The sequence below is a fragment of the Chryseobacterium sp. CP-77 genome (assembly GCF_036362765.1).
GTDB lineage: Bacteria > Bacteroidota > Bacteroidia > Flavobacteriales > Weeksellaceae > Chryseobacterium > Chryseobacterium cupriresistens.
Map to the genome: position 1 here is coordinate 1,352,069 of NZ_CP143637.1, position 18,615 is coordinate 1,370,683.

The 18,615-nt window shown below is 34.7% G+C and carries 19 protein-coding genes; 2 read left to right on the forward strand and 17 right to left on the reverse strand.

The window, feature by feature from the left end:
* The first annotated feature begins 163 nt into the window (after positions 1-163).
* Positions 164-967, forward strand: coding sequence for a hypothetical protein (locus tag V0410_RS06025; protein WP_330746727.1), 804 nt, complete (start codon positions 164-166; stop codon positions 965-967).
* A 183-nt stretch (positions 968-1,150) separates the two neighbouring features.
* On the opposite strand, the gene V0410_RS06030 is transcribed toward V0410_RS06025, so the two are convergent.
* The 16 genes from V0410_RS06030 to V0410_RS06105 form a co-directional block, all read right to left on the reverse strand.
* Positions 1,151-2,008: an EboA domain-containing protein gene (locus tag V0410_RS06030; protein ID WP_330746728.1), complete on the reverse strand. Its 858-nt coding sequence runs from the start codon at positions 2,006-2,008 to the stop codon at positions 1,151-1,153.
* 92 nt (positions 2,009-2,100) lie between these two features.
* On the reverse strand, positions 2,101-2,931 hold the full coding sequence (locus V0410_RS06035) for a hypothetical protein (protein WP_330746729.1): 831 nt from the start codon (positions 2,929-2,931) through the stop codon (positions 2,101-2,103).
* Between the two features lie 56 nt (positions 2,932-2,987).
* Complete coding sequence (locus V0410_RS06040) at positions 2,988-3,566, reverse strand: hypothetical protein (RefSeq protein WP_330746730.1); 579 nt, start codon at positions 3,564-3,566, stop codon at positions 2,988-2,990.
* The gene (locus V0410_RS06045; protein WP_330746731.1) at positions 3,553-4,113 is read right to left on the reverse strand and encodes a hypothetical protein; all 561 of its coding nucleotides are present in this window, start codon (positions 4,111-4,113) and stop codon (positions 3,553-3,555) included. Before V0410_RS06045 ends, V0410_RS06040 begins: the two co-directional genes overlap by 14 nt.
* Before the next feature lie 20 nt (positions 4,114-4,133).
* Positions 4,134-4,688: a hypothetical protein gene (locus V0410_RS06050; RefSeq protein WP_330746732.1), complete on the reverse strand. Its 555-nt coding sequence runs from the start codon at positions 4,686-4,688 to the stop codon at positions 4,134-4,136.
* A 28-nt stretch (positions 4,689-4,716) separates the two neighbouring features.
* Positions 4,717-5,304, reverse strand: a complete 588-nt coding sequence (locus V0410_RS06055; protein ID WP_330746733.1) for a hypothetical protein — start codon at positions 5,302-5,304, stop codon at positions 4,717-4,719.
* Between the two features lie 186 nt (positions 5,305-5,490).
* Positions 5,491-5,847 carry a hypothetical protein gene (locus V0410_RS06060; protein WP_330746734.1) on the reverse strand — a complete coding sequence of 119 codons (357 nt, stop codon included), beginning with the start codon at positions 5,845-5,847 and terminating at the stop codon, positions 5,491-5,493.
* A 21-nt stretch (positions 5,848-5,868) separates the two neighbouring features.
* Positions 5,869-6,729 (reverse strand): DUF4138 domain-containing protein, encoded by an 861-nt coding sequence (locus tag V0410_RS06065; RefSeq protein WP_330746735.1) that lies wholly within the window; start codon positions 6,727-6,729, stop codon positions 5,869-5,871.
* Positions 6,726-9,083, reverse strand: a complete 2,358-nt coding sequence (locus V0410_RS06070; RefSeq protein ID WP_330746737.1) for a TraG family conjugative transposon ATPase — start codon at positions 9,081-9,083, stop codon at positions 6,726-6,728. The genes V0410_RS06065 and V0410_RS06070 overlap by 4 nt, the downstream gene beginning before the upstream one ends.
* A gap of 45 nt (positions 9,084-9,128) precedes the next feature.
* Positions 9,129-10,301, reverse strand: a complete 1,173-nt coding sequence (gene traM, locus V0410_RS06075) for a conjugative transposon protein TraM (protein WP_330746738.1) — start codon at positions 10,299-10,301, stop codon at positions 9,129-9,131.
* A gap of 4 nt (positions 10,302-10,305) precedes the next feature.
* Positions 10,306-10,713: a M23 family metallopeptidase gene (locus V0410_RS06080; protein ID WP_330746739.1), complete on the reverse strand. Its 408-nt coding sequence runs from the start codon at positions 10,711-10,713 to the stop codon at positions 10,306-10,308.
* 133 nt (positions 10,714-10,846) lie between these two features.
* Positions 10,847-12,535, reverse strand: coding sequence for a type IV secretory system conjugative DNA transfer family protein (locus V0410_RS06085; RefSeq protein WP_330746740.1), 1,689 nt, complete (start codon positions 12,533-12,535; stop codon positions 10,847-10,849).
* Between the two features lie 381 nt (positions 12,536-12,916).
* Complete coding sequence (locus V0410_RS06090; RefSeq protein WP_330746741.1) at positions 12,917-13,606, reverse strand: hypothetical protein; 690 nt, start codon at positions 13,604-13,606, stop codon at positions 12,917-12,919.
* Between the two features lie 48 nt (positions 13,607-13,654).
* Positions 13,655-13,915 (reverse strand): hypothetical protein, encoded by a 261-nt coding sequence (locus V0410_RS06095; protein WP_330746742.1) that lies wholly within the window; start codon positions 13,913-13,915, stop codon positions 13,655-13,657.
* A 205-nt stretch (positions 13,916-14,120) separates the two neighbouring features.
* Positions 14,121-14,420, reverse strand: a complete 300-nt coding sequence (locus tag V0410_RS06100; RefSeq protein ID WP_330746743.1) for a hypothetical protein — start codon at positions 14,418-14,420, stop codon at positions 14,121-14,123.
* Positions 14,421-15,228: 808 nt separating this feature from the next.
* On the reverse strand, positions 15,229-16,209 hold the full coding sequence (locus tag V0410_RS06105; RefSeq protein ID WP_330746744.1) for a hypothetical protein: 981 nt from the start codon (positions 16,207-16,209) through the stop codon (positions 15,229-15,231).
* A 589-nt stretch (positions 16,210-16,798) separates the two neighbouring features.
* On the opposite strand from V0410_RS06105, the gene V0410_RS06110 reads away from it, so the two are divergent.
* Entirely contained in the window at positions 16,799-16,921 is a 123-nt protein-coding gene (locus V0410_RS06110; RefSeq protein WP_330746745.1) for a hypothetical protein, read from the forward strand.
* A gap of 930 nt (positions 16,922-17,851) precedes the next feature.
* Here V0410_RS06110 and V0410_RS06115 read toward each other — a convergent pair.
* Positions 17,852-18,574: a carbonic anhydrase family protein gene (locus V0410_RS06115; RefSeq protein ID WP_330746746.1), complete on the reverse strand. Its 723-nt coding sequence runs from the start codon at positions 18,572-18,574 to the stop codon at positions 17,852-17,854.
* Between the last annotated feature and the right edge of the window lie 41 nt (positions 18,575-18,615).

Sequence of the window (18,615 nt, forward strand, 5' to 3'; positions counted from 1 at the left end):
AAGCGATCTGAGATATTAATTAACTGTTAGGTAAAGTTTACAACGCTATTATAATACAAGTATACTTAGGATTTAGGTCTTACATGTCATGAATACGTTGTAAACTTTTACAGTTATTCAATAAAAACAACAATCAGTTTTTTACAACTTTAATATATATAACATGCCTCAAAGAGAAGCCGAAGAATTACACAAACGTCTGGAAAAAGAAGCCCATGCTCATGCGCAACAGAAAAATTTGAATGAGAATACTGATTTAAAAAATGAAAACGAAAAAAAGGATATCCCACCAACAGAAGAGTCCCGGAAACGAAGAGGCTTCCTCAATTCTGTCTCCAAAAACGCTTCTTTCATTAAGAAATCCTTAAAATATTCTGCGATTGGACTGGCTGCAGGATTTGCACTTGGATTATTTTTTCCACCATTAGGAATAGCTGTCATGGCCATTTCTGCAATAGCCGGCAGCATCGCTATAGGTACGAAAATAACGCACAGTTTTAATAATTCAAAATCAGATAAAAGTTATACTCAAGAGAATACTGAAACAAAGGCTGAAATACTTCGTGAGATTGTCCGGGAATTAATGGAAGAAAAGTTATCCAAGGATAAGGAGGAGATTAAACAGCATGATAAAAAGAATGGTATTGAGGATAATTTGAAACAGGATATTGAAAGATTAACAGGCGGCCCGGAAAGGAAAACAGAAAATACAACAGGAAATGGTATAGAGAATAGAATGGTCCGTGACCAAAAACTACCTTTTGATACTAATGCAAAGAACGTAGGCACCGGTAATCGTAGAAAATCTGCAACACATACTGATGAATCCAGACTAGCAATGTTTACTAAGCCATTAAACAGACTTAATCCTGATATAAAACAACATGCTCAAGCTTCAAAGCCCAAAGTACAGCAGGAAACGCAAAGCATCAGTAAAAATATGGGAATGAGACGAAATACATTATAATGTCTGTAATAATTTATCTTTCCAAACCTTGGAGAAAGTGAAAATGTAAGGAATGTATCTTACAGACCGAATAATTGAAAAGTTATTCCGGAAAAATTTGAGCTTTGAACACTCAAATTTTTCCGGAATTTTACTGCTTAAGCCTTGTGCAAAACAGATAAGAATTTGGATTGATCCGTATCTTTATAGTTCTTTATTCTGGATGTAATATTGTTCTCCGATATAGTTCCATAAAGTGGTATTTATAGGTCTTAATATATTGTTGCACGTGTTGGAAGCACTTTCTCTGAGTACAATGATGGCTGCGTGTTTTGACAGTGAATCACCGGATTCGATCACTTTCAGCAGATCTGAGGTAATCTCTCTATTGACAAATCCTTCCATCAACCGCCATATCTCCGGGGATACTGTTTTTCTCTCAGACCATCTTTCGTGAATATATCCGGTGGTGATGAAAGCCAGCTGTTCGTTTTTACGCAGATCCAGATTGATGATCTGGTAAAGCGGGCGCCCCATCAACAATGCTTTAAGAACCAACTGATTCCAGGATTGCTGAGACAGGTATCTGGCGGCAAAAGGATTTAAGAGAGCTATAGCATCAAAAACAGAAGTAATATTGGTCCTGATGCCCTCTTCAACGAGTGGTACAAACTCATACGCATTTTCAAGGAAGAAAATTCCTTTGTATATACTAATCAGTTCACTGATATCTGCTGACTGCGTAAGCTTTTTTACTATAGCTATATTCTGATCTTCAGGAACACAAACCATCAATAAACATTGGCAGAATTGCTGAAGGTTCCAACGGCCGGAGGTAAGGCCCGGATAAAGCTGCTCAAGGGTAATTTTTTCAGATGGACTCCATTCTGGTGAAACGGATGGAATTACCTGGGAAATCCGTCTGAAGTTCTGAAAGAAAAGAGTTTCATTTTCAAATAGCATCACCGTTTTCATCCAATCCATCTGGTTTTTTGAAAGCCTTGTTTGGATCAGTGAATATATTAGCTCGCTGGAATTATTTTTAAAAACGTTCTCTGTCATCTCAGTGGTGCTTTTGGATTGTATATAATGGATCATGCGTTGACCTTTCAATTAAAACTAAATACATTTCTTTCAGATTTATATTTTCCCTTTTATTTACCAAAGACTTTGCCTGGTAAACCTCTCAAAACGGAACCTGCCTTATTACTAAATTTATTACCAGATTCAGGATCTACCAGAAGATTCGCGAATTGCGGAACTTTTAATATCATAAATATCATTACAAGCTGAAGAGCAACAGAAAGGAGAACATTAGTAAATTCTGTACTTCCAATAGGTAAAAGAACAATCATCACTTTCAAAATCGTTAATATGGGCTCCCACAGCAGGATAGAAAGGAAACCAAAGAACCATGTCTTCAGAATTCTTTCATTAGATATAATAAGTGAAAACGGTAAAACAAAAATTCCTAAAACATAATAGACAAATATCATCAGTAATTGTCTCAATAATATATAGGCTCCAACACAAGAAGCAACAAGATAAACAAGAATATGGAAAAATTCTAAAAAAGGATTGACCTGCAATACATCATACACCCCATTTCCATCTGCTCCTTTTGACTGCACATGTGATATTCCCTTTTGAAAGAGGTTTTCAAACTCAGCAGGACTACGCCCTGTCACTTTATAAGCCCCATGTTTTACTATATCTGATAAAATATCCACGGTATCAAATAATAATAATTTGACCAAAGGAATGTATAATGTAATCACCATGAGAGTAAGAATGGGTCTTAAAAGCGTTTCCCGTCCAATCTTTTCATCCGGATCCGACATGGCTTTCATTACTTTATACCCAACATAAACAAAGGTAAATGTAACGGCTATGAGAAGTACATACGGTCTCGACTCAGTAATAAATAGGTCAAAATTGGTTTTAAGAATTTTCCTATAGTCATTTAGAACTTGATTTATTGTCATTTACTTTATATTTTTAATCATCACTGATTTTTATATTTTGCTAATCTTATTAGAAATTATTTAATTAAGACCTTATTGATTACCGACAGGGATTGGAGGTCTTTCTTTATAGACAAAACAGTGGCTCTGATTTTCAAAATCCTTGTTAAAAGTTTTCCAAAAACAGTATAAAACTGCCCTAAACCTCCGGAGAGAAGTCCTGATGCCAGATATCCTTTATAGTCACTTTCAGCTTCCTCTAAATATCTGTTTTCAATGGCCAGTTCTTCAGATTTCTTTCCGAGGGAATGTTTAATAAATAACGGATTGTATTTGATGATACTGATCACCTTTCTGAGATCTTTTATATCTGTTTTGGTTGTTTCAATCGTAGCGATAGAAGCAGCAGCAAGCGCAAGGCTTTGTACGCTTTTGATGCTCTTTTTGTCATCAATCTCTTTTTCCAGCTTGATGAGCTTTTCAAACAACTCATTCTGTTGATCTTTTAAAATAATTTCTGCTGCTAATCCTGCAATAATTCCCGTTTTGGTTATAGCAACGGTTTTATCCTTAATATCAAAGGCATATGTCTGTGCATTAAAAAAACCAATGCTAAAAAGAAGCAGCAATGCGGATATTGGTTTAATATGTTTCATCTTCCAGTGTTACTCTTATTACTTTATCTAAGGCCTGCTGAATGAAACGCAGTCTTTCTCCTTCGGGAATATAGTTGCTGGTATCCAGATAATTGGTAATATTTTTTTTCTCGGCATCAAATTTCTTCTTGAATCTTCTTCTTATCAAACCATTGGAAAGTTTACCACTTGAAAGCGGGGAAACTGCCACGATCGGATATTTATCCTTTATATAATCATAACTTGTTCCGGATAAAAATTTCAGTATATCGTCTTTCTTTGAAGTTAAACCAGATGATATCCGGGTAAGTTCCTGATTAGGTTCTATATAAATATCTTTTGTTCTTTTCAGAATACCCGTTTTTCCTACGGCATATATCAAATTTAGCTTTCTGTGGGCTGAGGCCATATCTTTGTAATACTTCTTTGACAGAACATCATTAGCAGCCCAGGGTACAGGGATATCAATCGTCACAAGCTGAGCTTTGGGAAATACAGATAATAAGAATACCCCTACGAGAAATACCTTACCACTGAATGATTTGAAATTAATATACAGTATATTCATGACTTAAAAATTTAGATTAACTATTTAGTAAACTGCCGGACTATTTTCCTCTTCAACGTACTCTCCTTGATATTATCTTCTACCCTATCAAGCTGCCGGTTAATCGCAGACAACGATGTTCTCAGGTCTTCATACAGGTTAAATTTTTCTCCCAAAATGACCGCTTTTTCACCATTTAAGAAATTGGCAGACATATTCTCAATCTGGCTGTCTGCTGACTGCAGATACACCTTATTTTCTTTCTTTTTTGAATAATACAGGAAAGAAAGCTTTTCATTATCCTGTCTGAGTTTTAGGGATCTGTCCTGGACATTATTGATAATACTATTTACCGTAAACAGCCAGGTAATACCAACATAATATGGAAGTCTTTTTCTATACTCTTTTAAAAAATCTTCAGTTCTTTTCTCTGTTGTTTCTTCCCTTCCCTTCAAAGCATATTTTTCTATAATAATCCCAACTGAGCCAATATTAGACGGGACGTCTGAAATCGGACCAATAGGATTATTGGCAAAAGGCTGAGAATAAGCTCTTATTGAAGCAAATAATAACAGTACTATCAGAAACCTGTACATATTGAAATAAATTTATATTTGATAAAAACTAGAATATAATCTCAAGCTTCTTGATGAATTTGATAAGATCCGGATGACTTTGTACCAGAAGTACCAAAGCAGGCAAAGCCATCACTCCAATAACTTCCTTGTCATTTTTAGAATATACTCTTACCAACTGATCCCGGATTCTGTAAATTTCCTGTCTTTCGGCGGCCTTTATTTTTGAGGCATCCACATTCTGGATAGAAAGAAGCGCAGCTTTATTTAATGCTAACGATTGTAAATAATCTTTCTTAACATTGGTTATATAAGGAAGTGTTTTAAACTGGTTCAATAGTACAGGTCCTATCCCTAAAATTCCGGTCTTTACAGATTTAATCGTACTATTTTGTTTATCAAATTGAGCTGACTTTTTATAATTCCTTTCTAAAAATTCTTCATCATTCTTAATCATTTCTTCCAGGTAATTATTTTGCAGCTTTAGCTGTATAGCTCTTGCCGCGGTATGTCCAGCAATTTCTTTAAGCTTTTTCCTTGTATCTGAATCGGTATTATTCAAATGGATAGCAAAATGTACAAACTGAGCTGAAAACAGCTGAAATGTAAAAAAACACAAAATGGTTAATACTCTCATAATACTGTGTTGTTAAAATTTATGATATAGGTGTAAATATTTGATATTATTTGGGTATCAGGCCTAACCTGTAGAATAAATTACTTTGTTCTGCTTCATATTTCATCTCTTCCAGCTCCTGAATCAGAAAATTTAAAGTACTCATAAATCCTGCATCCAGCTTTTCCCTGTTTCCGCGGTTGATCTTTATCCCTCTCCAGCTATAAAGGCATCTTCCAATATGCTGTTCGCAGCTTTAATATATGCCAGTTTCTTTCTGCACTTGCTTTTCTTAATGGGATTAAAATAAGGATTGCAAACCTTGGAGTACTTAGAAAAGTTGATGAGGTCTTTTTTAGAAATGGTAGTCCTGGCCGCATTTTCGACTTCATTGATGGCCTCAATTTTAAGCAGTTCATCCCGGCTTTTTTTGGTCGCTTTTTCATAGTCATCAGTGGCATTATTTTCTAAATACCTTACCCCCAGACCTATGGGATCAATGTATGGCAACTGTCCTTTATACTGTAATGAAAAAAACAGCAATAGCAGAATCAGGTATTTCATAACTGAATACGTTAAATATCTTTATATATACTCGGGAAATAGAAGTTTCTTTCTGGGAATACGGATATTGACGCTTCTGCCACCGGCATGCTCTCCTACTTCCAGGCTCAGTATCTCATCTTCATTCAATGTGAATTTGTCAAAGATGAAGGTAAGAACCCTTGTTTCCCCCAGTTTAATATTTCGCTGCTCTCCACAGGATTTTACAGGCGTCAGTATTCTTTCCTGATAGACATAATCTTTCTTCGCAGCATTATTTCTCTTAAGTTTTGATCTGAAAAGAATCTGGTCTATATCCAACGTGATTTTAGACGTATTATAAATTTCTACGCGTAAGACAATTTTATTCTGAAAGTTCCTGTAATAGATTCCGTTTAAAGTAAGGTTCAATCCATCTTGAGTATCTTTAATTTTTACTGTGGAAGGCGCACTTTCAGAAAGCATACACAATTCCTGAAGATCCTGTGCTGTCCTTTCTTCCTTTTCAATTTTGTAAATATTTTCCTTTGCAAAATAATCTATTGTGGTAATGGTTTCAATCGCTTTATACGTTGTGATATCCGGATTTCTGTTATATTCCATATCAATAGAATAATAGCTTCCTTTACCATTAATCACGGTAAGGTTCGCCTGCCGGCTCTTTAAGTCTTCCAACTCTTCACCGGTATGCTTTAATTTGAGCATATTCCCAATGGTATCTGCAACGAAATAAGCAGATCCCACATCCACATATTTTATTTTTTCATCAAAAATAATGTGTGTGGTTTTCACATCTGAAACGTCAATGGCCTGGCGCTGAGATAAAGGTTCCAGTATTTCCTGGGCAAAAGAGACCTGAGAACATATAAAAAATAGAATAAATAATATAACGTGTTTTTTCATTTCTTTTGAGAATTTAAATCAATAAAATCATTAATAGCCACCGACATGTTTCCTTTGGCTTCGTATATTCCGCGGATTACTTTGTTTTCATCAGCATTGGAAGAATAACAGGCATATCTTTCGGGAGATACTTTTACTTTATATACATTAGACATACTTCCTACTTTAACATACACCTCACCTTTATCTGTAGAATAAAGCTTTTGAAGATCAGATTCACTCAGTGACAAATATTTGGAAAACTTATCTTTGGATGCCATTTTCTTTTTATGGGAAAGCATAATCAGGGTATCTGTATTATTCACCATGGCAGGTCCGGCAGCTGTATCCAGGATATCTTCCAGATCCTGGGTTGCAATGGCTACTTCTCCATAAAATTTACGAACGGTCTTGTACAAATACTTGATAAATTCTGCCATCTCTCCTTTGGAAATAGGCTTCCAGCACTCGTCTATAAATATTGATTTCTTTACTCCCGGGATCTTTTGTATCTTAGTCATCACCAGATTAATACACAACATGGTAACTAAAGGGAACAATGTCGGGTGATCTTTGATATTGTCCATTTCAAATACAATAAAACGCTCGTGAATCAGATTGGCTGGTTCTTCTGCATTAAGTATATCTTTATAATGTCCGTCGTAAAAATCTCTAAGTGAGAGTTTAAAGCTGACCTTGTCAAAATAAGTTGATTCTTCTTCAACAGCCGAATTTTCTGAGATAAACTCATAGAAAGTAGACATACTAGGAAAAACATCATTTTTAACGACATGCTCGTAATAAAGATCCAGATAGGTGGACAATATCTGTTTTTCTTCTCTTGAAGCTCCCTCTTCTCCTTTCCATAAGAAAAAGATCAGTGACAGGAGAAACGTTTTCTTATCTATATTAATTTCATCTTCATCATAGTAATAGAAAGGATTAAACTGTAAAGGTGAGTTTAAGTCATAGGTAAAGTAAACACCTTCCACCAGTTCACATAACTTTTTATAGGAGTTTCCGATATCTATCATCACGATATGGTGGCCCTGCTCATAATACTGACTCGCAATGTGATTGATCAAAAATGATTTTCCGGTTCCGGAAGGTCCGAAAATCAATCTGTTTCGGTTCACGATGATTCCTTTTTTAACGGGCTCGTCCCATAAGTCAAGACGTAACGGAGATCCGTTTTTACGGTCACAGAAAAGAATTCCATCTTTATTGCTTTCGTAATAGGATTCAAAATTCAGCAATGAGGAAGTTTGCTCGGATATCCCGATAAATTTATGATTCTCCGAAATATAGGCTGGCGCTCCTGGACAATTGTTCATATATAATTCATTGAGCGCATACTTCACCTGATAAGGTGTAATTCCCAGATCTCTGAAGGCGTTTTCCAGTAAGTTTACATCATGTTCCAGTTTCTTTTGCGAAACATTCCAGACGATTACACTGAAATGCTGATAAACAAACGTAAGTTCTCTTTCCAATACATCTTCTACAAGATCTTCCACCTGAGAATAAGTAACCTGATTTTCTCTCGAAAGGATCGCCATACTTTTAAACTGATTCATTTTGGTCTTCAGGGAAGAAAAAACTTTTTCGGAATCTTCAATAAAAATCACCTGGTTGTAGATATGGTTTACATCCAGCCCTGTAGATACCGGCTGTATAAAAGGAATTCTGAAATCGGTTTTTGGGGTAGAATATTCAATACTTTTGATGGTACTGTTAATGGTAATAGGTAGCTGATTATTGGAAGAGATAGTATACAGTTCTGCGAATTTATTTCCTACCTGTAAGTTCTTATCAAAAAACATGTCCCTCAGATTGGTCTCTCCTTCTTTCGAAAGAGACAAATATTTCCCTAACAGCGCTATAATCTGATTATTATTCAACCTTTCTACTGCAAAAAAACCTTCTTTTGTTAAAAATGAGAGACTTGATTCTACAGCCTTGATAAAATCATCTATTCCATCTAAATATTTATTATACTGGCTGGAATTATTAAGTATGCTTACTTTACTTTTGGAGTCCTTTATGATGGTGAGATAACACTCGTGGCTCATTGTTGGCTTTTCATGGAAAAACCTGTTATCACTTGCTGATAAAAAATTAGGGCTGTCCGATACCTGCTCTTTGATAGCGTCTACAAAAAAGAAATCCTGTTTCTGCAATATTGTTCCGGCGGGTAAAGATCTGATTACTTTGTCAAAAATAACACTGATCTGCTCAATCTGGTCACTATCAAGCGAATATATCTGAGGGAGCATCACTTTATACACTAAGCCGACATCTCCTTTTTTACTAATTAACAAATCATTGTCTACCGCTAATATGTTAAAAGCCTTTTTGATATCTATATCTTTCATAATCTTAGGAAATAATTTGTATTTTACTTCTACAATAAGAACACTCTAATTAAAACCAGAGCCATTATTTGAGGATCTTATATTGATCCATAACTGGTATTTTTTAGGTAAGAACACTCTCCTTTTCTCAAAAACTTCTTTGCTTATTTCTTTTCCTGCTGATAAAATGGCCAGGTTTTTAGCCTCCTTTAAATCTATCCCGGTATTGGTACCACCACCTAAAATAGAACCGCCGGCATTGGTTCCTCTTTGAATGGCATAATCAAAAACATCTTTCGATACTGTTGAAGGGATTTTAAGCCACGAATGATTATTCACCTGAATACCCTGTCTTCCGTCATAGTCATAAACGCTAAAGTTTAACTGGTACAGAACATTATCTTTTTTATAGCTTTCAATATCAATATTAATCCGGTCTTCCCCTAAGGATATTCTTCCATAGATAATTGAATTCTTTGGAATTAGCAGTCCGCCCGGGACATCTGTAAGCCTCATATCTTCTTTTATTCTTATAGGAATGATATTTTTATCTAATATCCTCTTCTGCTCTATAGTTTCTGAAGGAATCAGCTGTAAAATTTTCTTGTTATTTCCGGCTGTTGTTCCCTGGAAAAAATTCTTTTGATCCCGAACATCGTTTTTAACCAGCTCCTTTTTACTTTCCCTGTTTTTGGGAATATCACCGGAATCCAGAGCATTACGGGAGGCAGCCCCTTCCGTTAATCCTGCACGGATCTTATCCTGCAGCGCAAATATTTTGTTAAGGCTGTTTTCAGAACCAGATGCATAGTCGGAGCCATATCCTGAGCTATACCCGGAACCGGAAGAGTAGCTTCTTCCCGGTGAAGAGATGTTGGATAAAGCTTTCATATAGCTTTCCTGCCTTTTGGCATAATCATTTTCTTCCGTTTTGCCGCTAAAATTCTGAAACTGTTCCTGCAATAATTTTTCATCTTCAGGCAGTTCTGTATCTATACCATACTTTCCGTCTTTTGAAAAGTACTTTTTTAGATCTCTTTCATCCTGATTATAAATTTCTAATTTTGATTTTTCTTCAAGCTGTTTCTCATCTACATTAGGAGTTACAATCAACTTATCATCAGACTCCTTTATTTTTGGGAACAGGATCAGGCTCATCATCAAAGTAAGAGTACCTAATGCAGCCACAAAAACAACCCCAATAATGATCTTTTTTTTCTTGTCAAGATTTGCAAACATATTTTTATAAACTATTATTACACATGATATTCAGAAATAATAAAGGGTTAATTTTTTTACCTTCAATTATTATTTCGTAATGGAGATGGGGACCAGTGGAATGTCCTGTATTTCCACTTAACCCTATCAACTGTCCGGGCTTTACCAATTCACCCTTCCCAACAAACAGGGTCATTAAATGTCCATATCGGGTTCTGAAGCCTCCCTCGTTATCTATTAAGATGGTATTGCCATATCCTCTTTCGTACATTGAACTTAAAACGATCCCGTAATAGGTAGAAAATACAGCAGTTCCCTGAGGTACGGAAAAGTCAACTCCATGATGCTTTTTAAATACTCCGTCAACAGGATGCTTTCTGTACCCATAATGCGATGAAACAGTTTTATGATAGGATTCAACAGGCGGAATCATCTTTTGTGATTTTAATCTCTGGTAAGGAAATACTATAAAAAAGATAAAACACACAGGAAGTATCCTATTCTTTTTACTAAGTAATGTATACATAAGGTGTTATCATCATTGTATGTTTTCTCAGTTAAAAAAATCAATTCTCTTGTGTTTCCACTTGTGACGACAGTTCACCACCCATATCAGCATTTTCCTCCTGGGAAATTCTATACAATTCGTTTTCAATAAGAATATCAACCTCTTTTACAATTCTTTCAAAATTCCCATTGAGAACTTCATTGATCATTTCTCCTTCTATAATGGTTGGTATCTTATTCTTTATCTGATCTGTACGCTTCTCTACTTTTATTTTTCCTCTGAAAATCTTCCGGTTAATTTCTTCTCCGAAATTATCAGCAACCACTCCTACAAATTCTCCCTGAGAAAGCTGGGATATCGCAGATACGGGAATGGCATATTCTAAATTCTCATTAATAGAATATGAATTATTCGTATCAATGGTTACATTTTTTAATTTTTGCTTTTTCTTTCCGAATATTTCCTGAAGCTTGCTTGCCGTTTCACTTCGTACTGAACCACTAAAAATATTACCTACGATATTAAATATTGTTTCAGCTACTTTATCACCATAATCACGCTTCAGCTGTTCAAGATCCTGCATTCCTATGGTTGTTGAAACTTTGTTGGATCTCGCAGTAGCAATCAGGTTATCCAATCCCATAAAGTACATGGTGGGAAGCTCATCCAGGATCACGGAACAAGGTTGTCTTCCCTGCTGATTAATTTCTTTCAGAAGCTGGGTAACCACAAGCCCTAAAGCAGGAGAATTGGTTGTCTGGGTACTTGGTGAATTAGCAATAATTAATATGCATGGACTTTCCGGATTGTTGATACTTAATGAAATATTCTCTTCAGGAAAAACATTATTACCCATTACCCAGAATAATTCCTTGGTTGCCAACTGAGACAGCGGTATCCTCGCAGACGCTGTCTGACCAGAAAGCTGCTCGTAAGCCTGCTTGGCTAAAGCATCTGCAAAGGGAGTCATAAAGAATCTCAGTTCTGAGTACTGACCAAAAACTTTGAATACTTTTTCATCCGGCAGCGAAGCTAAAGATATGGCATGAGGCAGCGTACAGAATTTCCCGTCTTCATAAATTCTCAGGAAATAAATACAGGCCGCGAAATACGAAATCGCTGATTGTGCAAAGAAATCTTTTTCCGTAATCCATTCTTTATTCAGATTAAACAGGATGGTTTGTGATGCTTCGATGGCATCTGCTGCTTTTCTGATCAATTGAGGATCCAGAGGATTCACAAAATTAGATTTCTCCAGATCATCCAAAGAAACCACACAAAACCGCGGTTCAATTTTATATTGTTCTTTGTAATATTCATAAAAAGCAAATGTTTCTTTGGCCAGTGCAGGAAATTTGAAATCATACACCATCATCGAAAATTGCTTCTGAATATGCTGTCGTATATATTCTTCAACTACAGAGTAAGACTTTCCTGATCCCGGAGTTCCGAGAACCATCGTGGCTCTGAAAGGATTCACCACATTAATTACCCCGTTTTCTGTTTTAAAATTTACAGAATAAGGATTTTTCTTAACGACTTTCTCTTGTTCAAAGATTTGATTTTTATCATTAAACTCATCCTTCTTATCATAAAAATTGAAGTATTTTCTGAATTTTAAAAAACCAACGATATAAACAATGTAAGAAACAAAAGATATGATGGTATAAGAGATTATTTCAATCTTCACAACCGATATACTTAAGAAAATGATAAGAGATGATCCTACTATGATAATATTCTTCATAAAAGAAGAATTTTCTCCCACTTCTCTCTTTACTTCAAACCCAAAACTACAAAAGGAAACAATGGCCAGACTTACTGTTCGTAATAATAAAGGATTCTTAATAAGCGGGAAAGTTTTAAATAGCTTTATAATGAATATATTGATATATTCGTTGCCCAGTCCTTTCTCAACTATATATATATATTTCGAATAATAAATATCTACTAAAATAAACAGTATACTTACTAGAAAGGAAAATATAATTAATATATCTAAAGAATATTTATCGTTTTTCATTACATACAAATTATAACAGAATCCCGTTGCTGAAATTCCAGATTATCATCAATACTTATCAATCCAAAGATTTTATAATACAAAAGTGTATCACTGATCCTCTTCCTATTGGGAATCTTCTTCATTATCAGCGGCCTCCGTCTTTACCCCATTGCCACCATCGTTAACGGAAGCATTTTCAAGGCCTTTACTTTTGAATAAATAATTTTCTATAAGTAAACCATGAGGATTATTTTCAGTTCTTGCTACATTATATAAATCGAATGATGAATAAAACAGATTTTTTGTACTCACATTCTGATCAACTCTGGAGACGCTGAGCTTTCCATAAACAGATGCATGATAAGGATATTCTTTATCGTTAACTTTTATAGAATCTATTTCCAGTTTTTGAACCAGGTTCTGCGATTGTATCCTCGCAAAATGCCCGTTGGCCTTAAGAGATAAATACAATTGCTTTCCTGAGTTTCCAATCAGATAGAGGGCCTCATTGATATTTTTATCATAACTGAACTGATCGTATCCAAAAAATAACCTGTGAAACACTTTAATCTGGTTCTTGATCTCAGGCAGTCTGTAATTTTCGTAGTCCTGATCATTATTCATAGAGTTTGCAATGGCAGCCTGTCCCTTTTCAGTAATTACATAGATCTTTTTAGTAAAAACTTTACTCACGTAAACAGCCCAGACCGAGCTGGAAATAATAGCTATAATTGTAATAGAAAAGCTAAGAAATAATGCTTTTTTAACTAAAGAGTAAGTAGAAGGAATTTCACGTAATTTTTTTAAATCCATTGGTATTTTAATATTGATAAATGATGATAGAGATAAAAGAGAAGCATTTTATCTGAATATTTTAACTTTAAAAGAAGCTTTTCTGCAATTTTCACATAAGGGATACTGATTTTCATCGTTATTCTCTGACAGAGGAGCAATATTAGCCACCTTAACATTCTGCCCGCTTTTACATTTCACACACGACAAAGCCTCGGTATTAAATAATTGAAATCCAACAGGCACTGCATTTTTTCCAACTTCTGCTGAAGCGGACTTCAACCTTTCTTCTTCAGTATTTGAAGGTTCAACAAATGATTTAAATTCCATAGTTTAAGTAAATACGTTCTTAATGGGCATAAGATTAGAATATCAGCCACAAACAAAATTTCAGAAAAATTGTAAAAGGGATAGTATTGAATAAGTGTATGCGTTACCTATTCAATTCCTGCAGAAGTAAGGAGTGCCAATTAGATTTAAGCTATATTAAATAGCGTATAGCTTAAATCTAATACCGGTTGAAAAGTGCTATATGCTAGATGAATACATGAGTAATGACATCAACCAAGCCAAAAATAGCTAACCCTATCACAAAACGGACAAAATTCTTTTGGGCCTGTTCGTTACCCTGCATGTACTGAACAAAGATCAGGAAAGCACCCACCACAGCAAAAGCTGCCACACCTGCATTCAATGAAGTTTTAAGAGTGTTTGTCCATCCATTAATTTTTGCATCAATTGCTCCAGCACCGCCGCCTCCCTGGGAGTATAATAAACTACTCATTGGTAATAACAATGCGATCAGGCTCCTTTTATTAAATTTCAAATTTTTCATTTCTGCTCTATTTTAAAACTAAATTTTAATTTTGTTTGTTTATTTTTATCTGTAACCCGAATATCTGCTGAAAAATAGTTCCCTGTTTTTTACCATCATCCTGCAGAATTATATCAGTCTGTCAAAACTCTTCTGATAGTTCAGACTGATTCAGTTACTTTTTTTTGATTCTCTATTATCCTTTGAATTGTTACTGATCAGATTTTCTAATTTCTCATCAAATCTGATGCATTGTACTCCCATCTTAAAATCAAAAAAAAATTCTTTAAACTCCCCTTTCCTGGGGTACTTTTTTATGATGTATAAATAGAGGATAGGAATTACTAAAAACACTAATGATACCAGTACCTTTTTAAATACAATAAAAAGGAACAACATCAGACATATAACAACGATCATAGCGGTGATAACGGGATAACCAAAGACTAAAGGAGTCCTTTCTAATGTTTTTGGAGTCTTATATTCCATATAATTTTGTGTTTATTTTAATCGAAAAAAATCTTTATCATTACAAAAAATTCACTTATGGAAAATCTGTTCTGATCATAAAGGATGGCAGGCCAATTACAAACCGGATACAATTTTTATCAGCCTGCTCATACCCAACCTATATTGATGAATACTAAATGTCTTAACAATTATAAAACCTCAGATCAAACAGCGGCATACAACTTCATCGTCTCTATCCATCAGGCTTTTTACCGTCCTGCTGTGAATCCTTTGAGTATGCAACAAATTAATGATCATATAGAAATACTATTTTTAAATCCAGAAGTACCTGATCTATAGTACATTTTCACTTGTGCTTTTAACGCAGTTTTGGTGATTTAGGAGGAAGCGCAGGAGCAACGTTAGCCTCGGCTTTAAGAGTTTTAGGAGGAAGTTTTGGTGCTGATTTAGGAGAAAGTCTTGGTGGTAGCGCAGGTGCATTCTGTGTTTCTGTAAACTTTGAAAGATCATTTTTACTCGATTTAAATTGACTTGCATTTGCATATATATCTTGATTCACATTTGCATATATATCATCTTGTACATATGATGCGTTTTCCTTATTACGTTGCTTAGATATCGCCGCTTGCTGCTCAAGCGCTTTTTCTATCGCATTGTTAAGTTTTTCCATAAGTTCCTTATTAAGCCCTTTCGTTGCTAACATCCCGGTACTATTCGGATTTCTACTTTTGGTAAATACTTCAATATTTTCCTTACTGTCATCAACAAAAATATTTTTAACATCAATCAACCCTTCAATACTTGCTCTTTGTGCTCTTTCATATTTTTGTATTTCTTTATTCTTATCCTGAGCCATTTTAAGCTTATTTTCCTTGACAGTCCCACCACTAGCGATAGGAACAACAATCATTGGAATATCGTTTAACTGAGTTAAGCCCTTTATTTCATTTATTGCCTTAATTGCACCCGGAAACATAGAGGCTGTTAATATAGCAACATCAACACCTTGCTCTTTACGTTCTTTAACAAGTTTATTCAGGCTCTGTCCTTCAAAAAAATCAAATGTGTGTTCAGGTTTTGCAGGTTTTCCTTCTGCTTTAAGTTTTTCATTTGTTTCTTTAGCATCATTTCTAGCATTCATCAATGCAGTCTGTACCGCCCACTTAGAACTTGGTGTAATGGGGGCTTTACCCATAAGCTCGTCCATTAACTGCCCTTTTGTCAATCCAGGAATATCATTGTCTTGATACTTATTTGTATATCTCATCATAGTATTATGAAGATGGCCATCAAATTGTGTATTATCGAAGTCTAAAAAGACATTTGTTTTTGTTTTCATTTTTTATACTTATTTATTGACACTGATTATTTAATATAGCCCCCAATACATTTATTTTAAGCAGATCATCTATTGCGCAACGTGTCATTAAAATACCGCTATTGTGTAACTATTATCATTTGCAAAATTAGGAGGTGTTACAATCCACTGAAAATTAATACCGTAAGAATAATCCGTAATGTATGTAGTTTTTATTCGTGTTGGTAAACTGAAAAAAAATGACATGATCTTAGGTTAAAAAGGTCTATCGTAAGAAGATTATCCATTACACAAAATGTAATTAAAAAAATCAATTGTTTAAGTATTAACAATCTGTAAAACTACATAATTCGATAATTAACAAAAAAATAAGACCGTAAGAATAAACAGCAACGCGTGTAGTTTTTAATCGTGCTAATAAGCAAAAAAGCATACACTATCACTGATGTTATTATAGTATTCGGCAGTAGTTTAATCTATATACAAAACCACCACATATATTTTCATCCCGGCCGCATAATAACTACAACTAATAAACTGTATTCCAATCGTTTAATCAACAATTTTGCCTACTATATAATATGCCATTGATCTGGTATAAATAGGTACTATGAACGATTTACTTACTATTGCAATTGTAACTGCATCCATTGTTCTTTTTTCCTATTTGATGACGAGTCTCAGAACCAATAACAATTGGCAGGAAAACGATTACTTCGACTCATACAAATGACGGCAATCAAAACGAAAGTATTGCATATTCTTTGTAAAAGGAATCTCAGAAACGGAAAGAATCTTGTCAAAAAAGATAAGAGTCACGGAAGATAAACCAACTTTGATAATAAGAAAAAAATTATCGCATGGTCTTTTCAGGAAACAAAATCTAACGATGAACTGCTTACATTATACAGCCTTATTCATCATTAAGTACATGAAAAACAAACAGAAAGACAATAAATAATGTCATCCATGTAGTTTTATAACTACTGGTTTTCATCTTCCAATGATAACAATTTTCCTAAATTTACATTATAAAAATCACTCATTATAAATATTTTTCTTCACACCAAATAGTGCTTTGGGTTCAAAATAGTCTAAGACTAATTTTCAAAAAAATCTGTAACTGAACTAACCTTACCAGGAATGGTATATTTAGATGAAATGAACCCAGGGCCTATTTAACTGATTTTTATATTTCAACAAATATCCTTTTTTCAGAGAATTACGAACCAGGCTGAGAAGTTACCCATATATCAAAACGGCAATAAAAAAAAACAAGTGTCAGAACACCTGCTTTTTTTTCATCTCCTACGATTGATTAACTTTTCTTCCAGGACTTGTCTTATTAATTTTTAATCTTGTTGAGTTTTAGAAATTGATCCAAGCTGTATTTTCCAGCACCAAAAGAAAATAGAGTAAGGAGCATCAGAATATAATATAGAGGAATTTCAAAACCGTTATCTCCTGCATCAAAACCATTTCCAAAATGTACCGTGACCATAGCAATAATCATCGTATCAAACTGTCATAAAACTGAAACTCCAGAAATAAAAAATCCGGAGATTTTTTTCTCCGGATCTGATATTACTTAATTGTATACCAACTTATCTCAGGCCTGACATTTTTGAGTATGGATGAATTCGAAATAAATTAACAGTCTGAATTATTTTACCAACTGTAATATTCCATCTGCAGGGCTATACAATGTTCCAACAATTTTAATCTTTCCATTATCCTCCATTTCCTTAAGGATCGGATTTTTTTTTCGTATTTCACTGAGTGCTATTCTTACATTATTCTCAGAAACGAACTTAACAAATTCATTGTTTCTTGAGTTTTTCATTCCTGTAAAACTCAGACTTATATTGACCGCTGGTCTTATTCTGTAAAGTGTTGCTGTAATATTACCAAACCTGACATTGTCAATTGCTGCTTTTACCACTCCACAATGCTGATGGCCCATTACCATGATAAGTTTGGCACCCGCTACCGCACAGGCATACTCAGTACTTCCCAATACATCTTCATCTACAAAATTTCCTGCCACACTTTCAACAAAAATATCTCCCAGCCCCTGATCAAAAATATCCTCCACGGGAACACGATTATCTGAACAACTTATAACGACAGCTTTGGGAGACTGCCCATTTACAAGCGTTCTTGTGCGTTTTGTATGATTTCTTACCGTTACCGTTCCCTCCCGGAATCTTTTATTGCCCTCCATAAAATCTTTCAGAACCTCTTCACCTGTTAACTTATCCTGCTGTTCTTTTGTTATGATTTGAGGAGAAGACTTTGACGGGCTCTCTCTATTCTCTGCTTTTTTGCATGAAACCGCCAATCCACAGAGTAACAGACTTAATAAAATATTTTTTTTCTTATTCATTATCAGATGTGTTTTTTACATTCTCTTTAAACCCGGTTACC

Bases quoted from the DNA above. Each gene is read 5' to 3' on its own strand.
- V0410_RS06025 (WP_330746727.1), top strand. From the start codon at position 164: ATGCCTCAAAGAGAAGCCGAAGAATTACACAAACGTCTGGAAAAAGAA.
- V0410_RS06030 (WP_330746728.1), bottom strand. From the start codon at position 2,008: ATGACAGAGAACGTTTTTAAAAATAATTCCAGCGAGCTAATATATTCA.
- V0410_RS06035 (WP_330746729.1), bottom strand. From the start codon at position 2,931: ATGACAATAAATCAAGTTCTAAATGACTATAGGAAAATTCTTAAAACC.
- V0410_RS06040 (WP_330746730.1), bottom strand. From the start codon at position 3,566: ATGAAACATATTAAACCAATATCCGCATTGCTGCTTCTTTTTAGCATT.
- V0410_RS06045 (WP_330746731.1), bottom strand. From the start codon at position 4,113: ATGAATATACTGTATATTAATTTCAAATCATTCAGTGGTAAGGTATTT.
- V0410_RS06050 (WP_330746732.1), bottom strand. From the start codon at position 4,688: ATGTACAGGTTTCTGATAGTACTGTTATTATTTGCTTCAATAAGAGCT.
- V0410_RS06055 (WP_330746733.1), bottom strand. From the start codon at position 5,304: ATGAGAGTATTAACCATTTTGTGTTTTTTTACATTTCAGCTGTTTTCA.
- V0410_RS06060 (WP_330746734.1), bottom strand. From the start codon at position 5,847: ATGAAATACCTGATTCTGCTATTGCTGTTTTTTTCATTACAGTATAAA.
- V0410_RS06065 (WP_330746735.1), bottom strand. From the start codon at position 6,729: ATGAAAAAACACGTTATATTATTTATTCTATTTTTTATATGTTCTCAG.
- V0410_RS06070 (WP_330746737.1), bottom strand. From the start codon at position 9,083: ATGAAAGATATAGATATCAAAAAGGCTTTTAACATATTAGCGGTAGAC.
- traM (WP_330746738.1), bottom strand. From the start codon at position 10,301: ATGTTTGCAAATCTTGACAAGAAAAAAAAGATCATTATTGGGGTTGTT.
- V0410_RS06080 (WP_330746739.1), bottom strand. From the start codon at position 10,713: ATGATTCCGCCTGTTGAATCCTATCATAAAACTGTTTCATCGCATTAT.
- V0410_RS06085 (WP_330746740.1), bottom strand. From the start codon at position 12,535: ATGAAGAATATTATCATAGTAGGATCATCTCTTATCATTTTCTTAAGT.
- V0410_RS06090 (WP_330746741.1), bottom strand. From the start codon at position 13,606: ATGGATTTAAAAAAATTACGTGAAATTCCTTCTACTTACTCTTTAGTT.
- V0410_RS06095 (WP_330746742.1), bottom strand. From the start codon at position 13,915: ATGGAATTTAAATCATTTGTTGAACCTTCAAATACTGAAGAAGAAAGG.
- V0410_RS06100 (WP_330746743.1), bottom strand. From the start codon at position 14,420: ATGAAAAATTTGAAATTTAATAAAAGGAGCCTGATCGCATTGTTATTA.
- V0410_RS06105 (WP_330746744.1), bottom strand. From the start codon at position 16,209: ATGAAAACAAAAACAAATGTCTTTTTAGACTTCGATAATACACAATTT.
- V0410_RS06110 (WP_330746745.1), top strand. From the start codon at position 16,799: ATGAACGATTTACTTACTATTGCAATTGTAACTGCATCCATTGTTCTT.
- V0410_RS06115 (WP_330746746.1), bottom strand. From the start codon at position 18,574: ATGAATAAGAAAAAAAATATTTTATTAAGTCTGTTACTCTGTGGATTG.